Here is a 24,100-nt window from a genome sequence, read left to right as displayed (position 1 = left end):
ATTTATGTCATTGTGACAGGAAAATAAACTACCTCTGATCTTTAGCATTTTATGGTACAGGTCACATAAGGGTTAACATTCTTTGCTTGGAGTGTTAACCTTTTTTTATAGGCTCACTGTGACATTCACATCCACGAGATGTTGGTTACTTCTAAAAAAAAGAATCATAATTCATGCTGCAAATCATTTGGTTGATTTTTATCCTCAGCGCATTTCTTGCTAGCTGTTATCAAGTCTTCTTTTTAGGTAATTTAGGCGCATTTTCAGCTGTGATGGACGCAGTTATGGCCATGGCAAAATTATCGGTTGAAATCGCTATTGGTTTAATTGGTTTATTGGCGTTTTGGTTGGGTATATTTCAAATCGCTGAGCAATCAGGACTCGTTAACCGCTTTGCTAAAGTACTCGAACCTCTGTTATCTCGTTTGATGCCTGAAATTCCCAAAAACCATCCTGCATTCGGTAGTATTACAATGAATTTGTCGGCGAATGTTTTGGGCTTAGATAATGCTGCTACGCCATTTGGCATTAAAGCCATGTCTGATATGCAAAGTCTAGCGCAGGACAAAAGTACGCTAACCAATGCTCAGATATTATTTTTGGTCCTCAATACGTCTTCAGTGACTTTATTCCCCATTGCTGTTTTTTTATATCGCACAGAGGCTGGCGCGATTAGTCCAACGGATGTCTTTATACCCATTTTACTTGCTACGAGCGCATCTACGTTGGTTGGCGTATTAGTAACATGTTTAGTACAAAAAATTAATCTCTTCTCTCGTGTGATTGTACTATATGGACTTGGATGTATCGTTTTACTCGGTGCAATTATGTTGTATTTTATGCAATTAGCGGCCGATGTTTTAGCCACACAATCATCTCTTATTGCTAACTTTTTATTGTTGACATTTATTGTCTTAGTATTGGTTTTAGGTGCACGGAAAAGATTAGATACCTATGGATTGTTTGTCGATGGCGCCAAAAAAGGCTTCGATTTAGCCATAACCTTGATCCCTTATTTATTGGCTATGTTATTTGCAATAGGGATGTTACGAGCGAGTGGGGTACTCGATTTTTTGATGACCAGTATTGCTAGTGTTTTACATATCTTTGGTTGGGATACTCGTTTTGTCGATGCTTTACCAACGGCATTAATGAAACCACTCAGTGGTAGTGGCGCACGTGCACTTATGATCGAGACCATGCAGTACCATGGGGCTGATTCATTTGCTGGCAGATTGGCCAGCGTATTACAAGGCTCTACAGAAACTACATTTTATGTATTAGCTGTGTATTTAGGCGCAATTGGTGTTAAGTATTCTCGATATGCAGTAGGCTGTTGCTTGGCAGCCGACGCTGCAGGAATAACGACAGCGATTGCGGTGAGTTATTGGTTTTTTGGCTAGTATTTTATGGGTAATTGATAATTATGAAAAACCAGCAAGTCTCGATTGGTTTATGTAACCCAAAGTCAGCTACAAATGTTGCTAGTATCTTAAGAGCGGCTGGCTGTTTTGGTGTGGACCGGATTTTGTATACTGGTCAACGATATGCCTATGCTAAGAATTATAATCCAGATACCCGAGACTTTCATAAGATGATACCTACTATCGGTGTCACGGATTTAATGGAGTTGCATCCTGCAGATACTGCGGTAGTGGTGATAGAGTTAGTGGAAAATGCTATCCCTTTACCTGAATTTACTCACCCAGATAAAGCGTTTTATATATTTGGTCCTGAGGATGGGTCGGTGCCTCGCGATTTAGTCGCACAAGCAGATTCAGTCGTTTATATTCCTACCTTTCACAATATGAATTTAGCGGCGACTGCAAACGTTGTTTTATATGATCGTTTAGCCAAATCACAGTATGTCGCAAACAATGAGTTGATTAAACAAAGTCGTGACAATAACAACAATATGTCTAGATAGTCAGTTTGTATTCAGAAAAAACGTCTACACTCAAAATATGTTTATTTTTAGAGTTGTATTTACATGCAAAAAATTCTTTTTAGTATATTGGTGTTTAGCCTAACCTTATCCATTGATATGGCGTCTGCCGCGAACCCTGATCCACATAACTTTGAGCCACTCCCCAGACAAATTACGGTTAATGGTTCTGCAAATGTAGCGCAGGAGCCAGATCAAATTACATTTGTAATAGGTATCGAAGAGCGGGGTTCAGATCCGAAGACCATGCAAAGATCGGTGTCTAAAACGGCGAATAAAGTCGTCAATATTCTTAAAAAATCCGGCATAAAAGATACTCAAATTCAATCAATGAGGATGCAATTACAGCCGTTTGTAGAATACAAAAATGGTCAACGCGTCCAACAAGATTTTGTTTTAGGACGCACCATACAGGTTACGCATAACCTTTTTGATGCACATCCAGTAATACTGGAAGAAATTGTGGCGATTGGTGCAACTCGGATATCAGGCATACAATTTACAGTGAGCGACCAAGATGTACATTATCAAAAAGCATTAGAGTTAGCGGTTATCAATGCACGAGAACGTGCTCAAGCGTTACTGACGCCATTAGGCGAAACATTAGGTGAGGTACTACAAATCCATGAAAACAGTCGTAATCATGGCCCCGTTCAGCATAATCGAATGTTAATGGCAGAGAGCCAAGCTGACAATCAGCTGAATCTGCCTGGTCAAAAGATGGTCAATGCACAAGTAAATATCACCTTTGCTATTGCAAAATAAACGTCTAACCCTATAGTGTGCTTATTAATAATAAATCAGAGTGATATTTTATGGACTACGCCTTATTAAGGGAACAAGTAGCAGGGCTGATTGCAGATGAAAAGAACGCTATTGCCAATTTAGCAAATGTTGCTGCCGTTTTATTTAATGCTTTAGAGGATGTTAATTGGGCGGGGTTTTATTTGGTCGATACCACCAAACCTGAAGAACTAGTGCTGGGACCATTCCAAGGCCAACCGGCTTGTGTCAGGATCCCGTTTAACAAAGGGGTATGTGGCGCAGCTGCAAGTACATTAACGAGCCAATTAGTGGCAGACGTGCACGCATTCCCAGGACATATTGCTTGTGATGCAGCGTCAAATTCTGAAGTTGTCATCCCGATTGTGTGCGAAGGACGCTTGTATGGTGTGCTAGACATCGATTCACCATCGCTGAATCGTTTTAATGATACTGATCTTGCTGGATTAGAAGCTATTGTAGCGACACTGGAAACACAATTATGAAAGATTTAATTGATATTCATGTGGTATTATCTACCGCAGATGATATGCAAGATTATCATGACGATCCACAAGCCGCATCCGACAATCTTAATGATATTTTATTTCTGCTTTTTGATCATATGGATAATGATTGGGATGTAGAAGCCATTGAAAAATGTCTACAGTATTGTTGGCAAGTTTGGGTTCACGACCCGCATTTGGGTGAATTAGATGCAGAAGATTTTCAGCAAATAGTTGACCATTTGCTTGCAACTTGGGAAGATGCACTTAATGATGAAGAACTTAATTAAATAAGAGTTACATGGAAACCACCCAAAAAATTACGGACAGCAAAGCTGCCATTGCCTTATTGGCTGAACTTTTTCCGCAAACCTTTTCAACAAAAGGCGAAGCTAAGCCATTAAAAATAGGTATTTTTCAAGAGTTAGCAGAACGCTTGAAAGACGATGAACGTATCTCCAAAACAACACTGCGTTCTACTTTACGTCATTATACTAATGCTTGGCGTTACCTTGAATGTATAAAAGAAGGGGTTTTTCGAGTTGATCTAGATGGTCAAGCTGATGTTGTTATCGAGGCTGAACATGCTGAGTTTGCAGCAAAACAATTGGCTGAGAGTAAAGCTAAAGCAGCTGAGAAGAAAAAGCTGACAGCGAAAAAGCCCAAACCACCGCAAAAACAATTTAAAAAACCTGCGTTTAAGTCTAAAGTTAAAGATAAACAGAGTGCTCATTCAAATACGCCAAAGCTTGAAGTAAAAGAGCTTACTGCAGCAGATTTGGTTATCGGAAAAGCAGTGTCAGTCAAAGTGGGTAAAGTTCCTATGTCTGCGACTATTACTGAACTTGCAAAAGACGGTATTCAAGTACAATTAGATTCAGGTATGTCTGTTAAAGTACAACAAGACCAACTTCGCATTACTACTAAACGGAAATAATATGCCAATGACATTTACTCGAACGTTTTTATCCGCAGCGCTTGCTTCTACTCTTTTGACAAGCACCGTTTTAGCGTCAAGTTCGAGTTCTGTCATTCCCCAATTAGCGCCTGAAAAACAACACACTAAAGCAGCTAAGAGGGTCGTAGGTACTTATCTAAGAAATCATTACCAATCTTTTAAACTGAACGATGCCTTTTCGCAAAAGGTATTTGACCGTTATTTGCGTAACCTTGATTACAACAAGAACTTTTTTCTTGCGTCCGATGTGACTAAGTTCTCTATTTATGCAGACAAATTTGATGAAGCCCTTACCACAGGGGATATGTATCCAGCCTATTTGATTTATCAACAGCTTTTAGAACGCCGAGTTGAACGATTACAGTTTGCACTTTCATTATTGGATAAGACTTTTGATTTTGCTCTCAAGGGCGACAAATTTTATTACGATCGTGAAGACGCACAGTGGGCAGAGAATAGCGCTGAACTAGATGAAGTTTGGCGTCAAAGAGTGAAATATGATCTCTTAAATCTAGTGTTAGCAGATAAAACCCAAGAGGAAGCTAAAGAGGTTTTACATAAACGTTATACTCGTTCTTTAAAACGCCTTGAACAGACTAAGTCTGAAGACGTTTTCCAAACATTTATGAATGCTTTTTCAAGAAGTTTAGAAGCTCATACTAGTTATTTGTCGCCTCGTAATGCTGAACGTTTTCAGATGCAAATGAATTTATCATTTGAAGGTATTGGGGCATCACTACAAACTGAAGACGATTATACGGTTGTGCGAGGTATCATTGCTGGTGGTCCTGCTGATAAGTCCGGTAAACTAAAACCTGAAGATAAAATAGTGGGTGTAGCCCAAGCTACGGGAGATTTTACCGATGTAGTAGGTTGGCGTTTGGATGATGTGGTTGAATTAATCAAAGGCCCGAAAGGCTCCAAAGTTCGCTTACAGGTTTTAAAAGATACGACTGACTCAAAAACACCGATTGTCGTTGAATTTACTAGAGACAAAGTGAGATTAGAAGACCGTCAAGCAAAGTTAAATATCTACGAAAGCTCATCTTTGGACAGTGCTAAGCAAAAACTGGGTGTGATTGAAATTCCATCTTTCTACAATGGATTAACAGGGCATGTTAGAGAGTTAATTAATGAAGCGTCGGCAGCCAACGTCTCCGGTATTATTGTTGATTTGCGAGGTAATGGCGGTGGTTCTCTCAATGAATCACGTACACTGACCGGTTTATTTATCGATAGTGGACCTGTCGTCCAAGTTCGCTCAGGTTCTGGTCAAATAAATATCGAGCGTGATGTAGATGGTATTATTCACTATTCAGGTCCGTTAACGGTCATGGTTGATCGTTATAGTGCATCTGCATCTGAAATTTTTGCTGCTGCTATTCAAGATTATAATCGTGGGATTGTCATTGGTGAACAAACTTTTGGCAAAGGCACTGTGCAACGTCATAAAGGTCTTGGCCGTTATTATGATATGCAGGAAAACCCACTTGGCAGCATTCAATTCACCACGGCTAAGTTTTATCGCATCAATGGCAGTAGCACACAGCATAAGGGAGTTATTCCTGATATCGCTTTTCCTTCTGCTGTAGAGCCAGAAGAGTGGGGCGAAAGTAAAGAAGAAAATGCGCTCCCTTACGATAAAATTAACCGTGCAAACTATTCATCGTATGCCGATTTGAACGGCGTGGTGGATGTGTTAACCGCAAAGCATCATAAACGGGTATTACAAAATCCTGAGTTTGCTTACATTCTTGCTGATATTGATGAAATTGTCGCCAATAAAAACAAGAATTATATTTCTTTGGTCGCCGAAGAGAGAAAGAAAGAAGAACAGTCAGCAAAAGCAGAGCGCCTAGAGCGAACGAATGAACGCTTACAGCGCCTTGGTAAGCCAATCATCAAAAGTTTAGATGAAATTGAAAATTTACCTGATGATTTATTAGATATAGACCCATTCTTAGATGAAGCTGCAAATATTACATTTGATTTAATCTCTACGGGTAAATTTGCCAGTCTTCGATAACATCCTGCAAACACTGTAGACGACATCCTCAAAACTAAAAATAATAAAGGGGTTTTTATGAATAACAGAGGGGAATTTTCCTCCAGACTTGGTTTTGTTCTTGCTGCATCTGGTTCTGCAGTAGGGCTTGGTAACATTTGGGGATTCCCATCACAAGTGGCACAAAATGGTGGTGCTGCTTTTGTTCTCGTTTATTTACTTCTTGCCTTTCTATTAGCGTATCCTGTTTTGATGGCAGAATTAGTCATCGGTAGAGCAACAAAATCAAATGTGATTGATGCCTTGGGCGAGATTACTAATAGCAAAGTAGGACGCTATGTCGGTGTTTGGGGAGCCATCACTGCATCCCTTATTCTATCTTTTTATGCCATTGTGGCTGGGTGGATGATGGCTTATTTTATAGAAGCTATTCTGGCTCTGTTCGGCGGTGACTCTATTCTTAGTTGGTTTACTGATAGTTCTATATCCAGAAACTGGTTATTTTGTTCAGTATTTCTATTTTTTACCGCCCTTATTGTAACCGGTGGTGTCAAACAAGGTATTGAGAAATGGTCGGTACGATTAATGCCAACTCTGATTATTCTTATTGTTTTACTCATTCTCTATGTTTCATCCCAACCAGGTGCTGGTGCAGGTTGGAAAGCTTATTTACTTCCTGATTTCTCAATTATTTTTGACCCTGAACTGTTAATTAGTGCTATGGGGCAGGCATTTTTCTCGATGTCTCTTGGTGTTGGGACAATGCTTGTGTACGGCTCCTATATTGCGAAAAAAGAAAACTTACCAAGCTTAGGTGCTTCAGTCGCCCTAGTTGATATTGGTGTGGCTGTGCTTGCAGGTATGTTAATTATCCCTGCTATGTATGTAGCCCAAGCTAATGGGGTTTCAATATTTGCCGATGATGGTCAACTAGTTGAAGGTGGTGCATTAATATTTTCGGTTTTACCCAATTTATTTGATTCTATTGGCTTCTTTGGTGGTGTTATCGCTATTGTATTCTTCTTGTTGATGACGATTGCATCTCTGACATCATCGATTTCAATGTTAGAAGTGCCAGTATCTTATTTAGTAGAAAATAAAGCACTTCCTAGATCTCGATCGGTTTGGTTAATGTCTACCATTATCTTCTTAATGAGTAGCATAATTATATTTAATTTTGAGAGCTTATTTGGTTTAGTGATTGCATTTACCACTGAGTACTCACAACCTTTATTAGGTTTGTTAATTTGTATTTTTGTTAGTTGGATTTGGCACAGAGATGCTGCTTTAGAAGAGTTAAGCGCTGGACATCCTGATATTAAAAATTCCTTTTTTGGCAAGGTGTGGCCGGTATACGTAAAATTCATATGTCCGGTGATCATCATTGTCATGTTTGTTCGCACAATCTGGTCTTAAATCATGGGAAATAATAACGTGTCCAAATCAATCAAAGAAGCGTCGTTACTAGATGCTGTTATTCCACTGATATTGCTTATTATAATGATGGGCAGTGCCGTGTATTTATTTTCTGATAACTCGTCATATGGACCCAATCAAATCGCATTGTTAATGGCTATGGGGATTGCTGCTATTATCGGCTTAAAAAACGGTCATCAATGGAAAGATATTGAACAAGGCATTATTAAAGGGATATCTATGTCTTTGGGGGCTTGTTTAATTTTATTTGCCGTAGGTTCGCTGATCGGTACTTGGATGCTTTCAGGGACAGTGCCTACCTTAATTTACTATGGTTTAGCATTATTAAATCCGCAATTTTTTTATGCGGCGAGTTGTTTGATTTGCGCAGTAGTTGCTATGAGTATTGGAAGTTCATGGACTACAGCTGCTACGGTTGGTGTGGCGTTGATTGGTGTGGCCACAGGGATGGACATGTCGTTAGCTATTACAGCTGGTGCAGTGGTTAGCGGTGCATATTTTGGTGACAAAATCTCACCTCTTTCAGAAACAACCAACCTGGCTCCTGCTATTGCTGGTACTGATTTGTTTGAACATATACGCTATATGTTATGGACTACGATCCCTAGTTTTATTATTGCACTCGTGTTATTTGTAATATTGGGTTTCACTGCTGATACTAGTGCCACAGGTGCTAGAATTGAACAGATGCAAGCCGTTTTAGCTAATTCTTTTGAACTTGGTGTTCATTTACTTGTTCCATTAGTGATTTTACTTACCTTAGCCATCAAAAAAATGCCAGCTTTTGCTGCTGTCTCTATTGGCGCTTTATTGGGGGGAATTTGGGCTGTATTATTTCAAAGCAACTTAGTCACTTCCTTGAATACTTCTGAATATAGTGGGGCAGTGGCGCAGTTGATTGTCGTATGGACTGCTTTATTTGATGGTGTCGTATTTTCCACCAGTGACGAGAATTTGAATAGTTTACTCAGTCGAGGTGGCATGTCTTCGATGCTCAATACAGTATGGTTAATTATTTGTGCGATGTCTTTTGGTGCTGTTCTTGAGCACGTAGGTTTACTCAAACGTATCGTAGCCACCCTGCTTAAAGGTGCGGATACTATAGGTTCTTTGGTTTCAAGAACCATTTTGACTTGCTTTGGTACAAATATTATTACGGCTGACCAATACATATCCATTGTTATGCCTGGTCGAATGTATCAAACCGCCTTCACTGATAAAGGCTATCACCAGTTGAATTTATCTAGAAGCTTAGAAGATGGTGGGACTTTGACTTCTCCACTTATCCCCTGGAATACTTGTGGTGCCTACATGCATAGCGTTTTACTTGTACATCCTTTTTCTTATGCTATGTTTACATTTTTTAATTTGATCAACCCAATCTTAGCTATAATTTATGCATATGTTGGCATCAAAATTTTAAAATTAGATCCACCGAAGGTGACAGTCAAGCCGTCAGTATAAAGGAGTTCCTGATGCTCGCAAAACGCAGAGAAGATTACCAGACTGCTGGTTTTTCTATCCCTCTTGTACATTTAGATTTTAACTTAAACAGTGAAGCTACCATTGTCACAAACACCATGTTGGTGCTTCGTGAAGACCATTCTAAACAGTATTTGCGTCTTGATGGCCAAGACTTAAGCTTGTTAGAGTGTTTAGTGAATGGCGAAGTTTTTTCAGACTACGAACTCACTAATGATTATTTGCATTTAACGTTACCTGATAATGAGCATGAGTTTACTATTGTCGTGAAGACATTGTGTAATCCAAAAGCAAATACATCTTTAGAAGGGTTATATTATGCTTCGAATACTTTTTGTACCCAATGCGAAGCTGAAGGCTTTCGCCGAATCACTTATTTCTTGGACCGTCCAGATATATTGTCATCATATTCGGTATCAATTACAGCAGATAAAGATGCTTATCCCTATTTATTGAGTAATGGTAATTTAACGTCTAAAGAAACTCTCGCCGATGGCAAGCATAAAGTGTCTTGGCAAGATCCACACAAAAAACCAGCTTATTTGTTTGCATTAGTTGCTGGTGATTTTGATTTGTTAGAAGGGCATTATGTCACTTCTTCAGGCAGAGAGGTCGCCTTACAGATTTTTGTTGAACAGGGGCGTCAAGCCCAAGCTGAACATGCCTTAGTATCGTTACAAAAGTCTATGCGCTGGGACGAAGAAACCTATGGTTTAGAGTATGATTTAGATATATACATGGTTGTTGCTGTCGATTTTTTCAATATGGGGGCTATGGAAAATAAAGGCCTTAACATCTTCAACAGTAAATTTGTCTTGGCCCAACCCCAAAGCGCCACCGATGAAGATTATTTCAATATTGAATCGATCATTGCCCATGAGTATTTTCATAATTGGACAGGGAACCGCGTTACTTGTAGAGATTGGTTTCAACTGAGTCTAAAAGAAGGATTGACTGTGTTTCGTGACCAGCAATTTAGTGCAGATATGACCTCCGAACTCAGTAATCGCATTAAGCAAATCAATGTGATGCGCTCTCAGCAATTCGCTGAAGATGCGTCAGCAATGGCACATCCAATTCGACCAGATGAAGTGATAGAAATGAATAATTTCTACACGCTTACAGTGTACGATAAAGGTGCTGAAGTCATTCGAATGTTGCACACTTTGCTAGGCAAAGACGGTTTCAGAAAAGGTATGGATTTATATTTTGCTCGGCATGATGGTCATGCAGTCACTTGTGATGATTTTATAGCTGCGATGCAAGATGCTAACGCCTATGATTTGAGTTATTTTGCGCATTGGTACAGTCAATCAGGCACGCCTCAAGTAACTGTGCAACAGTTGTATGATGCAGCACAAAAAACGTTAACCGTGGTGGTTAAACAAGAAACCAAACCTACGTTTGACCAAAAGAATAAACGCCCGTTACTTTTGCCGATCAAATATGAATGTATTGCCGCAAATGGTGCTGCACAATTCTGTGTTGAAGATGCTAGAGAAGGGTTAGTGATCATGACTGATACGACCCAAACGATGACGTTTAAAGAAGTACCTGATGGCACTTGTATCAATCTGTTTACTGATTTTTCTGCACCAGTAAGGGTAAACCAGTACAACGATTTAGATGCTTGGTTTCATATTTTACGTTATGCCAAACAACCATTGACGATTTGGGAAGCTAGTCAAAACATTTATAGCTCTATCATCCTTGATGCGTACCATGCATTATCAACACAACAGTCTGTTGATTTTGCCAGCGTGATGAATTGGCAGACCTTTAATACGTGGTTAGAAGCCCAAGCTGGTCAACCCGAGCTGTTAGCTGAAGTGTTGTCTTTACCTACTATCGAGCAACTTTTACAAGACTTAACACATGTTGATATTTTGCTGTTACATGCCGCAAAAGCGCAATTTGAAAAAGCATTAGCTATGTTTTCATACAACACGCTGCAAGCATTATTCACCAATTTAGAAGCGGTACAATCTACCTATGTTTATCGCACCGAAGATGTCCATAGACGCAAGTTAAAAAACGTTATTTTACAGTATATTTCAATCAAAGAACCAAATGCGTGTTTTGAACAATTTGTGCATAGTAATAACATGACCGATTTGCAAGGTGCTTTAAAAATTGCAATCAACATAAATCATCCACGTGTGGATTGGTTGCTTAATGAGTTTAAAACGCGCTGGTCACATGATTTAGTAGTGATGGATAAATGGTTTGCTATGCAAGCATCACAAGAATGTTCGGATATTTTGGCTAAACTAACTTTGTTACAAGAGCATCCGGCATTTAGCATTAATAATCCCAACAAAGTCAGAGCATTGATTGGCTCGTTTGCGATGTTTAATACCTTAGGTTTCCATGCTGAAGACGGTAGTGGCTACCGCTATGTGGCAGATTTTATCATGGAGTTAGACGGAGTGAACGCGCAAGTAGCAGCACGTTTAGTGACTCCGTTAACACAGTGGCAGAAATATAACACGGTGCGTCAGAGGTCAATGTGCGCACAACTTGAACGAATTTTAGTTACCCCTGATTTGAGTAAAGATGTTTACGAAAAAGTTTCGAAAAGCCTTGCCCAAAGTTAGGTATGTTCATTTATCATTTTTCGCTACGCCTGCCGTACTCAAAATGTCTTGGGTTCTATGAAGGCTCTATCCGCTACGTTATTGTTACAGACGACAATGGGAAACGCATTAGACTGGGGACGCATCATTTGCGCCCCTTTATAACAAACCAAGGCCTACACGGTTATTTTCGCATGTTCGTCAATCAAAATTCAGCAATCGAACGTATCGAGAGAGTACGTTAGCTAAACAAGTGACACCGAATATAAATATTAATTTGTTATTTTTGCAGTACTGGTAGGATTAGTCCTTGCAGTTACTAGTAAATAATGTAATTATTTTGTTAATAACTATAAGTGAAGTATTACTACAATCACATACGTGGTGTTTCAGGAGAATAAAAACTATGATAAATAGCCCCACCTTGTTCCAAAAATCCAAACTTGCTATAGGAATTGCCGCATTATTTGCTGCGACGACCTTATCTGCACATGCCGCAGAATTTGAGTTTGGTGATGTGACCGTAAACATTGATTCTACTTTTACTATTGGTACAAGTATCAGAGTTGAAGATCGCAACATGAACCTTATTGCAAAAGCTAACCAACCTGGCTTAGACTGGAGTGGCTATACAGCATTAGGTAATGTGATTTACCAGAACCAAGACGTTTGGGCCCAACAGGTGGGTGGTTATTCATCAAACGGTGACCTAGGTAATTTGATGAACGATCCAGGTGATGCTTTTTCTACCCAATTCTCTGGCTCACATGAAATAGACATCCAAAAAGACAACATCGGTTTCTTTGGGCGAGTGTTTTATTTCAAGGAATTTACTGCAGACAGTAACGACACTTGGAACCGCCCAATCGGTGGTGGTAATATCGACCTTTGTGCCTCCAAAAAAGCCGAAGAAGAGCTATGCCAAGATTTTCGACTGCTTGATGCCTTTGTGTATGGTGATTTTGATTTAGGTGAAATGCCACTCACTATCCGGGTGGGTAACCAAGTAGTTTCTTGGGGTGAATCTACATTTATCCAACATGGTATTAACACTACCAATCCAGTTGATGTCACTCGTGCCCGCTCTCCAGGCGCGGAGTTAAAAGAAGTATTTATCCCTGTAGGCATGGTGTACGCATCATTAGGTCTAACGGAAAATGTGAGTATTGCAGGTTATTACCAATACGATTGGGAGCGTTCACGTTTACCGGTAGCTGGTTCATACTTTGCGACCAATGATTTTGCCGGTGAAGGTGGCCAGGCCTCGACTATTCAACTAGGTTTCTCTGGTAACCCAGATATTCACCTAGACTTTTTACTTTCAGAATTAAACGCTATCGGTTCTCAAGCGAATGGTTTATTAACTGCAGGTGGTGGTAATCCTGCTGCACTGGCTCCATTAGCTGCAGCTATGTTAGCTTATCCGACCAAAGTTGCTATCAGAGATGAAGGCGATAAAGCGCATACTGATGCAGATGATGGTGGTCAGTACGGTATTAAAGTGGCTTGGTTTGCTGAAGATTTAAATGAAACTGAATTCGGTTTCTATCACATGAATTACCATAGTACTCGTCCATTGGTTTCTGGTGTTACGTCAGACTTCACTCAAGGTGGTATTATTGGCGATTTAGCTTATTTAGCACAAAACACTGTCACTAAAGACAACATCATGGATTTAAATACTTTCACTAAAGCTGAATTTGTTTATCCAGAAGACATCAAGTTATACGGTGTTTCATTTAACACGACTGTTGGTGAAACAGCTGTTGCGGGTGAAGTCTCTTATCGACAGGATGAACCGTTACAGTTAGATGACGTAGAACTGCTTTATATGGCTATGCCTGAACAGCTTGGCAATGCTGGTTTACGTGATGATCTTGTTGGTATTTCTCAATTAAACAATATCGGGTTACGAACTGGTCCTGGTCAGTCTGCAGATGGTTATTTACTCTCTGATACATTCCAAGCACAAGTTACTGTATCGCATATTTTCGGTCCTGCCCTTGGCACTGATAACTTAGTATTACTTGGTGAAGTCGCTTATGTCGATGTTATTGATTTCCCAGATCCAGAAGTTATCCGTTTAAATGCTCCGGGGACCGCACGAACCGCTGATTTATTCCGTTATGTAGATGCTTCGGGTAACGTTTTAGCAAATCCTGTTCCATTAGAAGGCTTACATACTGGTCTTTCCGATGGCCCAGAAACGAATCCATTTGCTTCACAAACGGCTTGGGGTTATCGCTTATTAGCTGTAGCTGATTACAACAACATTTATGCAGGTATTAATCTACGTGCTCGTGCAACATTTGCACACGATGTTGATGGCACTACGCCAGATCCACTATTTTTATTCACAGAAGATCGCAAGTCAGCAAGTATTGCATTTACTTTTGATTACTTAAGTAAATTCTCTGCAACAGCTTCCTACAATGCGTTCTGGGGTGGTATTGGTACTACTAACGCATTATCAGATAGAGACTTTGTATCTTTTAACGCAAAATATTCATTCTAAGTTAGGTGTAAAACATGATTAAAAAAATAAGCATCTTATCTGCAGCACTAGCCATTACTTTTGGTTCTGTAGCTGCCCACGCAAATGTTAGCGCGACAGAAGCCGCTCGTTTAGGCGCAGATCTAACACCAATGGGGGCCATTCAAGCCGGCAATGCGGATGGTTCTATCCCAGCCTGGACGGGGGGTATAACTACAGCGCCAGCTGGTTATTCAGTAGGAGACCATCATCCTAATCCGTTTTCAGATGACAAAGTGTTATTCACTATTGATAGCTCAAATTATAAAGACTATGCGGAAAATCTTTCTCCTGGTCAAATGAAGTTGTTTGAGTTGTATCCTGATACTTATAAAATGCCTGTGTATCAGTCACGCAGAACGGCGTCTTACCCTGAGTTTGTTTATGAAGCCAATAAAGCAAATGCGGTAAACGCAGAATTATTAAACGGAGGTAATGGAATTAAAAATGCCATTATGGGAGTTCCTTTTCCTATTCCACAAAATGGTTTAGAGGCGGTCTGGAACCATATTCTTCGTTATCGTGGTGATAATGTGCAACGTTATGGCGGTCAAGCGGCTGTAACTGAAGGTGGTAATTTCACTATTATTGGTTTTGATGACCAATTAAAAATCAAATATTCAGAGCAGGGGGTGAGTGCTCAAGACATTATGGAAGACAACATTTTGTTTAAATTTAAGCAAAATGTTACTCGTCCAGCTCGTTTAGCAGGTACGGCGTTACTTGTGCATGAGACAGTGGATCAGGTGGCTCAACCACGCCAGGCTTGGACGTATAACACAGGACAACGTCGTGTACGTCGTGCTCCTAATGTGGCATTTGATACGCCGGGAACAGGTTCTGATGGTTTACGTACTACCGATGATTTTGATATGTATAACGGTTCTCCAAATCGTTATAATTGGGAGCTAAAAGGTAAACAAGAATTGTATGTTGCTTATAATAGTTACGATTTGCATAGCGATAAAGTATCATATGATGACGTATTACATGCAGGTCATGTGAACCCTGATCTAACTCGTTATGAAAAACACCGTGTATGGGTAGTTGAAGCTAACTTAAAAGATGAATTCCGTCATGTTTATAACAAGCGGGTGTTCTATATTGATGAAGATAGCTGGCAAATTATGGTGGCAGATTTGTACGATGAGCGTGGTGGCCTATATCGTGTAGGTGTTGCTCATGGTCTAAATTACTATGAAGTGCCTACAGCGTGGTCAACGTTAGAAGTATTACATGATCTAAACTCTCGTCGTTATTTAGCATTAGGTCTAGATAACGAAGAAAAAATGTATGACTTCCAAACGGTCTTGAATGATCGAGACTTTACTCCACAAGCTTTACGCCGAGCAGGCAGACGTTAATAACGATAGAACAACGGTTGGCTTAGGTCAGCCGTTTTACTTTATGGACTACTATGAAATTTTCTTATCTTTCTTTATTGTTTTCATTAATCGCGACACCTGCGGTCATTGCGGCACAAGAAAGCAGTATTGCTTCACACCTAGCAAATAAGTCGTTGTTGTTAGATATTATTAACATTGATACGGACCGTTTTATGGCTGTCGGCGAACGTGGCCACGTATTATCCGGTTCATCACTTGATAATACTTATCAACATATTATCCCAACTAAATCGACATTAACGGCGCTGACACAACTAGACAATGGTTTATGGGCGGTGGGTCATGATTTAACGATTTTACATTCACCAGATATGGGGGAGACTTGGCTAGTTCAGTTTCAAGACATCAGCAGTGAAAAGCCCTTTTTAGATGTGTTATTTTTTACTGAGTCTCATGGTATTGCCGTTGGTGCATATGGCGCTTTTTATCGCACGCGAGATGGTGGTGTTACATGGCAAAAAGAATTGAATGCTTCTCTATTGCATCCTGACGACCAAGCATACCTTGATGAGATCCGTGAACTAGATGGTGAGGAGTTTTACCTAGAAGAATTAGCCTCTATATTACCACACTTTAATCGCGTAACATTTGCCAATGGTATTCTTTATATGGTTGGAGAGACCGGTATGATTGCGCAAAGTCAAGATCAAGGGATGACTTGGCAACGCATTGAAATTGATTATGATGGGTCTTTTTTTGCTATAGCTGATACTCCAAAAGGTCTTATTGTAGGTGGATTAAGAGGGAATACTTTTATGCAAACCCCTAATGGTTGGCAAACTATTACTTTGTGTGAAGAGGCTTCTGTAAATTCATTCACCGTCCTTGATTCAAATACCATATTAGCACTACAGAATAATGGTTATTACACGTCCATTGATATATCGAATATGGACCAGGACATAACATGTAAGAATAATACCGTTTCATCGATTCAAAGCTCTGAAAAAACTTCGATATTGAATGCCATTCGTTTTAATGATCAGGTTATTTCAGTTTCTGCTTCTGGTCTTTCCTCTTTTAACAATAACAAGAAATAATGTATGCAAAAATTAACTCATTTTTTTGAAAGTCTTTTGTTCGGTTTCCGAAAAACGGTCATTGGAATTTTTGCTGTTGCAACTGTTGCTTTGCTATTTATGGCGACTCAGCTAAAGCTAGATGCAGGTTTTGAAAAAAACATCCCGTTACAACACGAATACATGCAAAATTATTTAAAACATCGAGCAGACTTCGATGGTGCTAATAATGTCTTAGTGTCGGTGTGTGATACCTCTGGTAACATTTTCAATCAGTATTTTTTTGATACTTTAAAAAACGTCCACGATGACGTGTTTTTTATCAACGGTGTAGAACGCTCATTGGTTGTTTCTCTATTTTCACCGGCGACTCGCTTCACAGAGATTGTTGAGGGGGGATTTGCTGGTGGTCCAGTTATTCCAGCAGACTTTAATTCAAGTAATCCGGATGCGTTACTGAAGGTTGCACAAAATATTGAAAAAGCGGGGATTGTTGGTAATCAAGTATCTTCAGATTATAGCTGCGCCATGGTAAAGGCGCAGCTGTTATCAACTGATCCTGAAACTGGTGAAGATTTGAATATGTTACAAATCGGCAATCAGTTAGAAACTGAACTACGTGATAAATATGAAAATGATCGCGTCACGCTGCATATCATCGGTTTCTCAAAAATGATAGCGGATGTCGCTAATGGCGCAAAAGATGTCCTTACCTTTTTTGCCATAGCCATCGCCATTACGACGATCATGGTGTTTATCTTTTCTAAGTCTATTATGTTAACTGTCTTGCCAATTGTTTGTTCACTCGTAGCTGTAATTTGGCAGCTCGGTCTGTTGACATTATTTGGTTTTGGTTTAGATCCTATGTCGATCTTAGTCCCATTTTTGGTCTTTGCCATCGGAGTTAGCCACGGTGTCCAAATGATCAATGCAGTGGGCAATAAAGTGGTAGAAGGTTTATCTAGTCTGGCGGCGTCAAAACTGGCTTTTGCTTCATTATTAGTGCCAGGTGGAATTGCTTTACTATCGGATACCGTAGGTTTCTTAACTTTACTTGTGATTGATATTGGTATTATCAAAGAATTAGCTATTACCGCGAGTATGGGTGTGGCGGTTATTATTTTGACAAACTTATTCTTGTTACCAGTGCTGATGTCCTTTGTTTCTTTTAATGATGCTTATCATGCTCGTGCGAAACGCAAAGTTGCTAACCCTACTAATTGGAGTGCATTCGCAAAATGTTGCGATAAGCCTAAAGCGATTATCATTGTTAGTGTCACTGCAATCTTATTTGTTTTGGGTGCAATGCAAGCTAATACCCTAAAAATAGGGGATCTGCATCCAGGCGCACCGGCATTACACGAAGATTCAAGATATAACCAAGATACCTTTTTAATTACTGATAAATATGAAATCACAGTCGATTACATTTCTATTTTGGTTGAAGCATACCCTGAAGCTTGTACTTCTTTTTCCGTGATGAATGCCATTGATGAATTTCAATGGCGCATGACGAGTATTGAAGGCGTCCAATCCGCGGTTTCTCTGCCGCATATTGCAAAGAAAATTAACGCCGGTTATAACGAAGGGAACCCGAAATGGAACATTTTACCGCGTAATGAGGCTGTCTTAGTGCAATCCATTGCGCGTATTCCATCTTCCACAGGACTGCTTAACGGTGATTGCTCAGTCATGCCAGTAATCTTGTTCATGACCGATCACAAAGCGGAAACGATTAGCAGGGTAGTGGATGCGGTGAAGGAATACCGTCAACTATATGCTGCTGAAGGGCTCACTTTTGCCCTAGCTTCTGGCCCTGTAGGCGTAATGGCAGCAACTAATGAAGCTGTTGCAGCTTCACAAAACCCGATGCTCGTATATGTGTTTGGTGCTGTTATTATCTTGTGCTTGATGAGCTTCAAGTCGCTACGTGCAACATTATCAGTGGTTTTACCATTGTATGTGGTATCGGTTTTAGCGCAGGCATTAATGACTTTCTTACAAATTGGTTTAACGGTATCAACGCTACCTGTTATTGCTTTAGGCGTGGGTATTGGGGTCGATTATGGTATTTATATTTTATCGACGATGATGCGTAAATTAGATGAAGGTGCTGACGTACATGATGCATACCTAACGGCCTTACAAGAGCGTGGTAGCGCAGTGTTGTTCACCGGTATAACGCTTGCGATTGGGGTGAGTACTTGGGTGTTCTCTAGCTTAAAATTCCAGATGGATATGGGAATTTTATTAACCTTTATGTTTATCGTAAATATGCTCGGTGCGGTGTTAGTTTTACCTGCACTTGCCCGTTTATTATGGTGGAATCGAAAGGGCACAAATAAACAACAAGGTGATTTAAAAGATGCCAGTTAAGTAAAAATTATTTCTATCATTTTATGCAAAAAAAAAGGGCGTTTATCGCCCTTTTTTAGTATTTTTTTGCATACTTATTTATGTTGCCAATTTATTGGAAAATAAGTGTTTAAATCATTGAAATAATTCGTCAAAATAGTTTCAAATTCATAATTTATTGCCGATAAGATAAGATCATATGGGCTAAATTATACCCGAAACGAATCTAAGGATAAGACAATGACAGTTTCTCAAACATCGGTTATCTTCGATAAAGTACTGCGTTATATAGATAGTAAGGCGGATAAAAAAGATGCGAATCTTATTCAGCGTTTTGCCCAGATCTTATTTAAAAACATATCGGCAGACGATTTGTCTGGGCGTACAGACAGTGACTTGTATGGTGCAACACTGTCATTGTGGCAGAAGTTTTCTCAGTTCGATGCGACCCAACCCACCATTCGTGTATTCAATCCCAAAATAAATAAAGACGGTTGGCAATCAGAACATACTATCGTTGAAGTATTAGTGAAGGACTCGCCATTTTTAGTAGACTCCATTCGCATGTGCTGTAACCGTCTAGGTATTACCACGCATCTTTTACTACATAGTCCAATCGCTGTACAACGCGATAAAAATTTACTCGTTCAATCATTTAATACGGATACCAAAGAGCAGGCACATGAAACGGTTTTCTTGATAGAAATCGACAGACAAAGCTCAACTAAAGCATTACAAGTTATCACAGATGAGATCGCTTCGGTTGTGGCAGAAGTTAATCTTGTTGTGGGGGATTGGCTGCCACTAAAAGAACGCCTTTTGAGTACCCAAGCAACGATACAAGATTCGGCCTTTCAATATCCAGAATCCGTAAAAACTCAAGCACTTACTTTTATTAATTGGTTAGCCGATCACAATTTTACGCTGATGGGATATCGTTACTACACTGTGACCTCAGATCAAGGGGACTTTGTGTGGACCCCACATGATGAATCTAGCTTGGGTATTATGAAAAATACCACGCGTAAACGCGAGCGGAGGATTTCTAACTTACCTTCGACGGCTAGAGCCGTCACACTGAATTCAGAGCCATTAATTCTAACCAAAACAACCAGTATGGCGCGTGTCCACCGCCCGGCATATATCGACTACGTAGGTATTAAGGAACATGACGCCTTAGGTCGAGTTATTGGGGAACATCGTTTCTTGGGATTGTATTCGGCTTCGCTTTACAACTCGTCGGTGATGGATATCCCGGTCTTAGGACATAAAATTAACGAAGTCATTGCCTTAGCTGATGTGTACCAAGGTTCACATGCTAATAAATCCATTATTAATATTTTAGAAACGTACCCACGTGATGAATTACTGCATTCTACACCAGAAGAGTTAGTCAAAATTGTCACTGGCATATTTCAAATGCAAGAGCGAGGCATTACCAGAATGTTTACGCGCAAAGACGCTTTTGGGCGTTTTATTTCTTGTTTGGTATATGTTCCCAGAGAGCGCTACAACACCGCTTTACGTAAAGCGACCCAAGCGTACTTAAAACAAGCCTTTGCTACACAACAAGATGTAGAATTTACCACTTACTTTTCAGAGAGTGTGTATGCACGTACCCATTATATTGTCAGGGTAACTGACAATACGACTGCATATCCAATTGCTGATATTGAGCACAATGTCATTGAGCTCAGTAAAACATGGGATGATCGTCTTGCCAGTGTAATCCGTTCATCGTATGGCGAAGCGAAAAGTGTGAAGTTGATTAATCGCTATGCGCAACATTTCAGTCAAGCATATATGGATGAGTATTTGCCAAGTGCTGCATTGGGCGATATCAACAAATTAGAGCAGTTAGACCCTAATAATCCCCTTGAGATGTTGTTTTACCGCTCTCAAGAGACCGGCTCAGAGAGTCAAGCTGTGCGACTAAAACTGTATCATAGACTTACTCCGATTCACCTTTCAGATGTACTCCCCATGCTGGAAAACTTCGGTTTGCGAGTGATTGATGAAACGCCATATAAAATCAAAGGCGCGGATGGTGAAGCAAATTGGATCATGGATTTTTCTATGTTACATCCTGCTTTCCCCACCGCCGATATGAGTGTATCTCAGCAGCTATTCCAAAGCGCATTTGCCCAAGTATGGACGAAGCATTTAGAAGATGATGCGTTTAATCGTTTAATCCTATCTGCAAACGTGACGGGGCGAAATGTCACAATTTTGCGCGCATACGCAAAATACATGCGGCAAACCGGCAGTTCTTTTGGTCTAGATTATATAGCAAATACGATGTCTGCTTATCCAGAGATCAGCGGTCAAATTATTCAGCTTTTTGACATTCGGTTTAATCCAGCACAATCATTTAGCCAAGCGAAGCAGGATAAGATAGAAAACGAAATTTTAGCCGCTTTAGATAAAGTCTCTAATTTAGATGACGATCGCATTATTCGTCGATATCTAGATATGATAAAAGCAACAATGCGAACTAACTTTTATCAAAACACCTTAACTGGTGAGCAGAAAGCTTATGTATCATTTAAAATGATGCCTGAGTGTATTCCTGATATGCCACTTCCTTTACCTAAATTTGAGATTTTTGTTTACTCACCACGTGTTGAAGGTGTTCATCTTCGCGGTGGTAAAGTGGCTAGAGGGGGATTGCGTTGGTCAGATCGAAAAGAAGATTTTAGAACAGAAGTACTGGGCTTAGTCAAAGCCCAGCAAGTTAAAAATACCGTTATTGTGCCAGTGGGTGCAAAAGGTGGTTTTATTTGTAAACAAGCGCCCGTTGATAATTCTCGAGCAGCATTTATTGCCGAGGGTCAAGATTGTTATCGGATCTTCATTCGCAGTTTACTCGATGTAACTGACAATATCATTGATGGGGAAATTGTTCCGGCAAGAGATGTCGTTCGCCATGATGACGATGATGCCTATTTAGTGGTCGCTGCCGACAAGGGGACGGCGACGTTTTCCGATATTGCAAATGAAATCGCTCAAGAGTTTGATTTTTGGTTAGGTGATGCGTTTGCTTCAGGTGGTAGCGTAGGTTATGACCACAAGGGGATGGGGATTACTGCAAAAGGGGCATGGGAATCAGTAAAACGACATTTCCGTGAAATGGGGGTAGATTGTCAGACTACAGAATTTACGGCGGTTGGTATTGGTGATATGGCCGGTGATGTATTTGGTAATGGTATGTTACTCTCAGAACATACGAAAATCGTTGCGGCATTTAACCATATGCATATTTTCTTTGACCCAAATCCAGATGCTGCAGCGTCCTTTGTAGAACGCCAACGCTTATTTGCAGATCCAAGTCTAAACTGGGCTGATTATGATCCGTCTCTCATTAGTTCAGGTGGTGGTGTGTTTGAACGTTCAGCAAAATCCATTAAATTGTCCAAGGAAATGAAAACCTTACTCAACACAAGTAAAAGCTCGATGACACCGAATGAACTCATCCACAATATTTTGCAAATGTCAGTGGATTTGATTTGGAACGGAGGCATCGGTACTTATATCAAAGCCGCTTCTGAAACACATGCTGAAGTTGGTGATAGAGCAAATGATGACGTTCGCGTTAATGGCGCTCAAGTCAAAGCAAAAATTGTAGGCGAGGGTGGAAATTTAGGTGCCACGCAACTCGGTCGTATTGAATATGCGAAACAAGGTGGGCGTATAAACACTGATTTCATTGATAATGCAGGCGGAGTTGATTGTTCTGACAATGAAGTCAACATCAAAATTTTACTGAATGATCTAGTTAAAAATGGTGACCTGACTGTAAAACAGCGCAATGCCTTACTGTATTCCATGACTGACGATGTATCTGAGTTAGTACTGGATGATTGTTATCGCCAAACAGAATCGATTTCGATTAATGCGTTGGGTGGTGCAGGTCATTTGCGTGAGCAATTGCGTTTCATTCATGGGCTTGAAAGATCTGGTGACCTGAATCGTGAGTTAGAGTTTTTACCCAGTGATGAAGAGATATCTGATCGTCTAGCCGAGAATACTGGGCTAACACGTCCTGAGTTATCGGTGCTAATTTCGTACAGTAAAATGGTACTGAAAGAAGAATTGAATACTCCGGACATCACTGATAATAGTTATTACCAAGCACTACTTGTGAATGCATTCCCAGCTGAGTTACGCAAAAAATACGTAGCTAATATGGAGAATCATCCGTTACGTGCCGAAATTATTACCACGAAACTGACCAATCAGATGATCAATACCATGGGCTTTAACTATACCTATCGTATGCAGGAAGAAACGGGAGCAAAAGTTTCGGATATCGCCCAAGCGTATAGTATTGTCTCCGGTGTCTATGGATTAGATGAGTTATGGTCAGGCGTTCAGGATTTAGATAACCACATCGATGCCCAACTACAACTAACGTTGTTAAACAATATCCGTCGTTCGTTACGTAGAGCTGCACGCTGGTTTATCAGAGAAACGACTAAGTTTACTTCCATAGAATCTGCGATTGCTTTCTATCGTCCAATGTTTGAAGAACTAACGACGAACATAGAGGCGTATCTTGTTCCTGAAGAGGTATCCGTGTTAACTAATCTGACTACAAGTTATGTTAATGCAGGAGTCCCAGAACCGCTGGCGCATAAAATTGCAGTGCTAAGTAATACATTTAGTGCCTTTGATTTGGCTCATATCGTAGAAGATACCCAAGCACCTAAAAGCGTAGTTGCGCGTGCGTATTATCAAATGGGCTACCAGTTACAGCTTCACTGGTTCTTGGATCAGATCAACAATATTGCGGTCAATAATCATTGGCAGGCACTGGCTCGGGCGTCTTGTCGTGAAGAGTTAGATCATCAACAACGGGCAATTACCTGTGCATTTTTATCTGGACACACTGATGTAACTGAAAGTACTGATGTCGACCCTGCACTTGGCGCATGGATGGAGCAAAACACACTCTTGATTGAACGCTGGTGCAGTATGATGAGTGAATTTAAAACGAGTACAACCCACGAGTTCGCAAAATTCTCAGTCGCATTGAGAGAGTTATTATTGTTAAGTAACAAAGTAAATAGCTAGCTACTCAAGGGTTAAAAAACTCAACAATAAAAGCCGCTATATT

16 protein-coding genes are annotated in these 24,100 nt (G+C 40.2%); all 16 read left to right on the top strand.

Translation table 11 applies throughout. From position 1 onward, the window contains the following. Nucleotides 1-173 precede the first annotated feature (173 nt). Nucleotides 174-1,403, top strand: coding sequence for a nucleoside recognition domain-containing protein (locus NLF92_RS01040; protein WP_254097959.1), 1,230 nt, complete (start codon nucleotides 174-176; stop codon nucleotides 1,401-1,403). A 23-nt stretch (nucleotides 1,404-1,426) separates the two neighbouring features. Next, nucleotides 1,427-1,927, top strand: coding sequence for a TrmH family RNA methyltransferase (locus NLF92_RS01035; protein WP_254097957.1), 501 nt, complete (start codon nucleotides 1,427-1,429; stop codon nucleotides 1,925-1,927). A gap of 63 nt (nucleotides 1,928-1,990) precedes the next feature. Beyond that, nucleotides 1,991-2,710 (top strand): SIMPL domain-containing protein, encoded by a 720-nt coding sequence (locus NLF92_RS01030; protein ID WP_254097955.1) that lies wholly within the window; start codon nucleotides 1,991-1,993, stop codon nucleotides 2,708-2,710. Nucleotides 2,711-2,760: 50 nt separating this feature from the next. Further along, nucleotides 2,761-3,213 carry a GAF domain-containing protein gene (locus NLF92_RS01025; protein WP_254097953.1) on the top strand — a complete coding sequence of 151 codons (453 nt, stop codon included), beginning with the start codon at nucleotides 2,761-2,763 and terminating at the stop codon, nucleotides 3,211-3,213. After that, nucleotides 3,210-3,503: a hypothetical protein gene (locus NLF92_RS01020; protein WP_254097951.1), complete on the top strand. Its 294-nt coding sequence runs from the start codon at nucleotides 3,210-3,212 to the stop codon at nucleotides 3,501-3,503. The genes NLF92_RS01025 and NLF92_RS01020 overlap by 4 nt, the downstream gene beginning before the upstream one ends. Nucleotides 3,504-3,514: 11 nt before the next feature. Next, the gene (gene proQ, locus NLF92_RS01015) at nucleotides 3,515-4,150 is read left to right on the top strand and encodes an RNA chaperone ProQ (RefSeq protein ID WP_254097950.1); all 636 of its coding nucleotides are present in this window, start codon (nucleotides 3,515-3,517) and stop codon (nucleotides 4,148-4,150) included. Nucleotide 4,151: 1 nt separating this feature from the next. Beyond that, nucleotides 4,152-6,197 carry a carboxy terminal-processing peptidase gene (gene prc, locus NLF92_RS01010; protein WP_254097948.1) on the top strand — a complete coding sequence of 682 codons (2,046 nt, stop codon included), beginning with the start codon at nucleotides 4,152-4,154 and terminating at the stop codon, nucleotides 6,195-6,197. Between the two features lie 57 nt (nucleotides 6,198-6,254). Next, entirely contained in the window at nucleotides 6,255-7,592 is a 1,338-nt protein-coding gene (locus NLF92_RS01005; protein WP_254097946.1) for a sodium-dependent transporter, read from the top strand. Between the two features lie 3 nt (nucleotides 7,593-7,595). After that, entirely contained in the window at nucleotides 7,596-9,077 is a 1,482-nt protein-coding gene (gene nhaC, locus NLF92_RS01000; protein WP_432420196.1) for a Na+/H+ antiporter NhaC, read from the top strand. An 11-nt stretch (nucleotides 9,078-9,088) separates the two neighbouring features. After that, the gene (pepN, locus tag NLF92_RS00995) at nucleotides 9,089-11,692 is read left to right on the top strand and encodes an aminopeptidase N (protein WP_254097942.1); all 2,604 of its coding nucleotides are present in this window, start codon (nucleotides 9,089-9,091) and stop codon (nucleotides 11,690-11,692) included. Nucleotides 11,693-11,694: 2 nt separating this feature from the next. Continuing rightward, nucleotides 11,695-11,916 (top strand): DUF2835 family protein, encoded by a 222-nt coding sequence (locus tag NLF92_RS00990; protein WP_254097940.1) that lies wholly within the window; start codon nucleotides 11,695-11,697, stop codon nucleotides 11,914-11,916. A 161-nt stretch (nucleotides 11,917-12,077) separates the two neighbouring features. Then, entirely contained in the window at nucleotides 12,078-14,186 is a 2,109-nt protein-coding gene (locus tag NLF92_RS00985; protein WP_254097938.1) for a DUF1302 domain-containing protein, read from the top strand. Between the two features lie 14 nt (nucleotides 14,187-14,200). Further along, entirely contained in the window at nucleotides 14,201-15,568 is a 1,368-nt protein-coding gene (locus NLF92_RS00980; protein ID WP_254097936.1) for a DUF1329 domain-containing protein, read from the top strand. A gap of 53 nt (nucleotides 15,569-15,621) precedes the next feature. After that, nucleotides 15,622-16,650, top strand: a complete 1,029-nt coding sequence (locus NLF92_RS00975; protein WP_254097934.1) for a WD40/YVTN/BNR-like repeat-containing protein — start codon at nucleotides 15,622-15,624, stop codon at nucleotides 16,648-16,650. Between the two features lie 3 nt (nucleotides 16,651-16,653). Beyond that, entirely contained in the window at nucleotides 16,654-19,005 is a 2,352-nt protein-coding gene (locus NLF92_RS00970; RefSeq protein ID WP_254097932.1) for an efflux RND transporter permease subunit, read from the top strand. Nucleotides 19,006-19,224: 219 nt separating this feature from the next. After that, entirely contained in the window at nucleotides 19,225-24,057 is a 4,833-nt protein-coding gene (locus tag NLF92_RS00965; RefSeq protein WP_254097930.1) for an NAD-glutamate dehydrogenase, read from the top strand. Nucleotides 24,058-24,100 lie beyond the last annotated feature (43 nt).

The organism is Opacimonas viscosa (assembly GCF_024199005.1).
In the GTDB taxonomy this organism is placed as follows: domain Bacteria; phylum Pseudomonadota; class Gammaproteobacteria; order Enterobacterales; family Alteromonadaceae; genus Opacimonas; species Opacimonas viscosa.
This window is presented reverse-complemented; position numbering and strand designations above follow the sequence as displayed.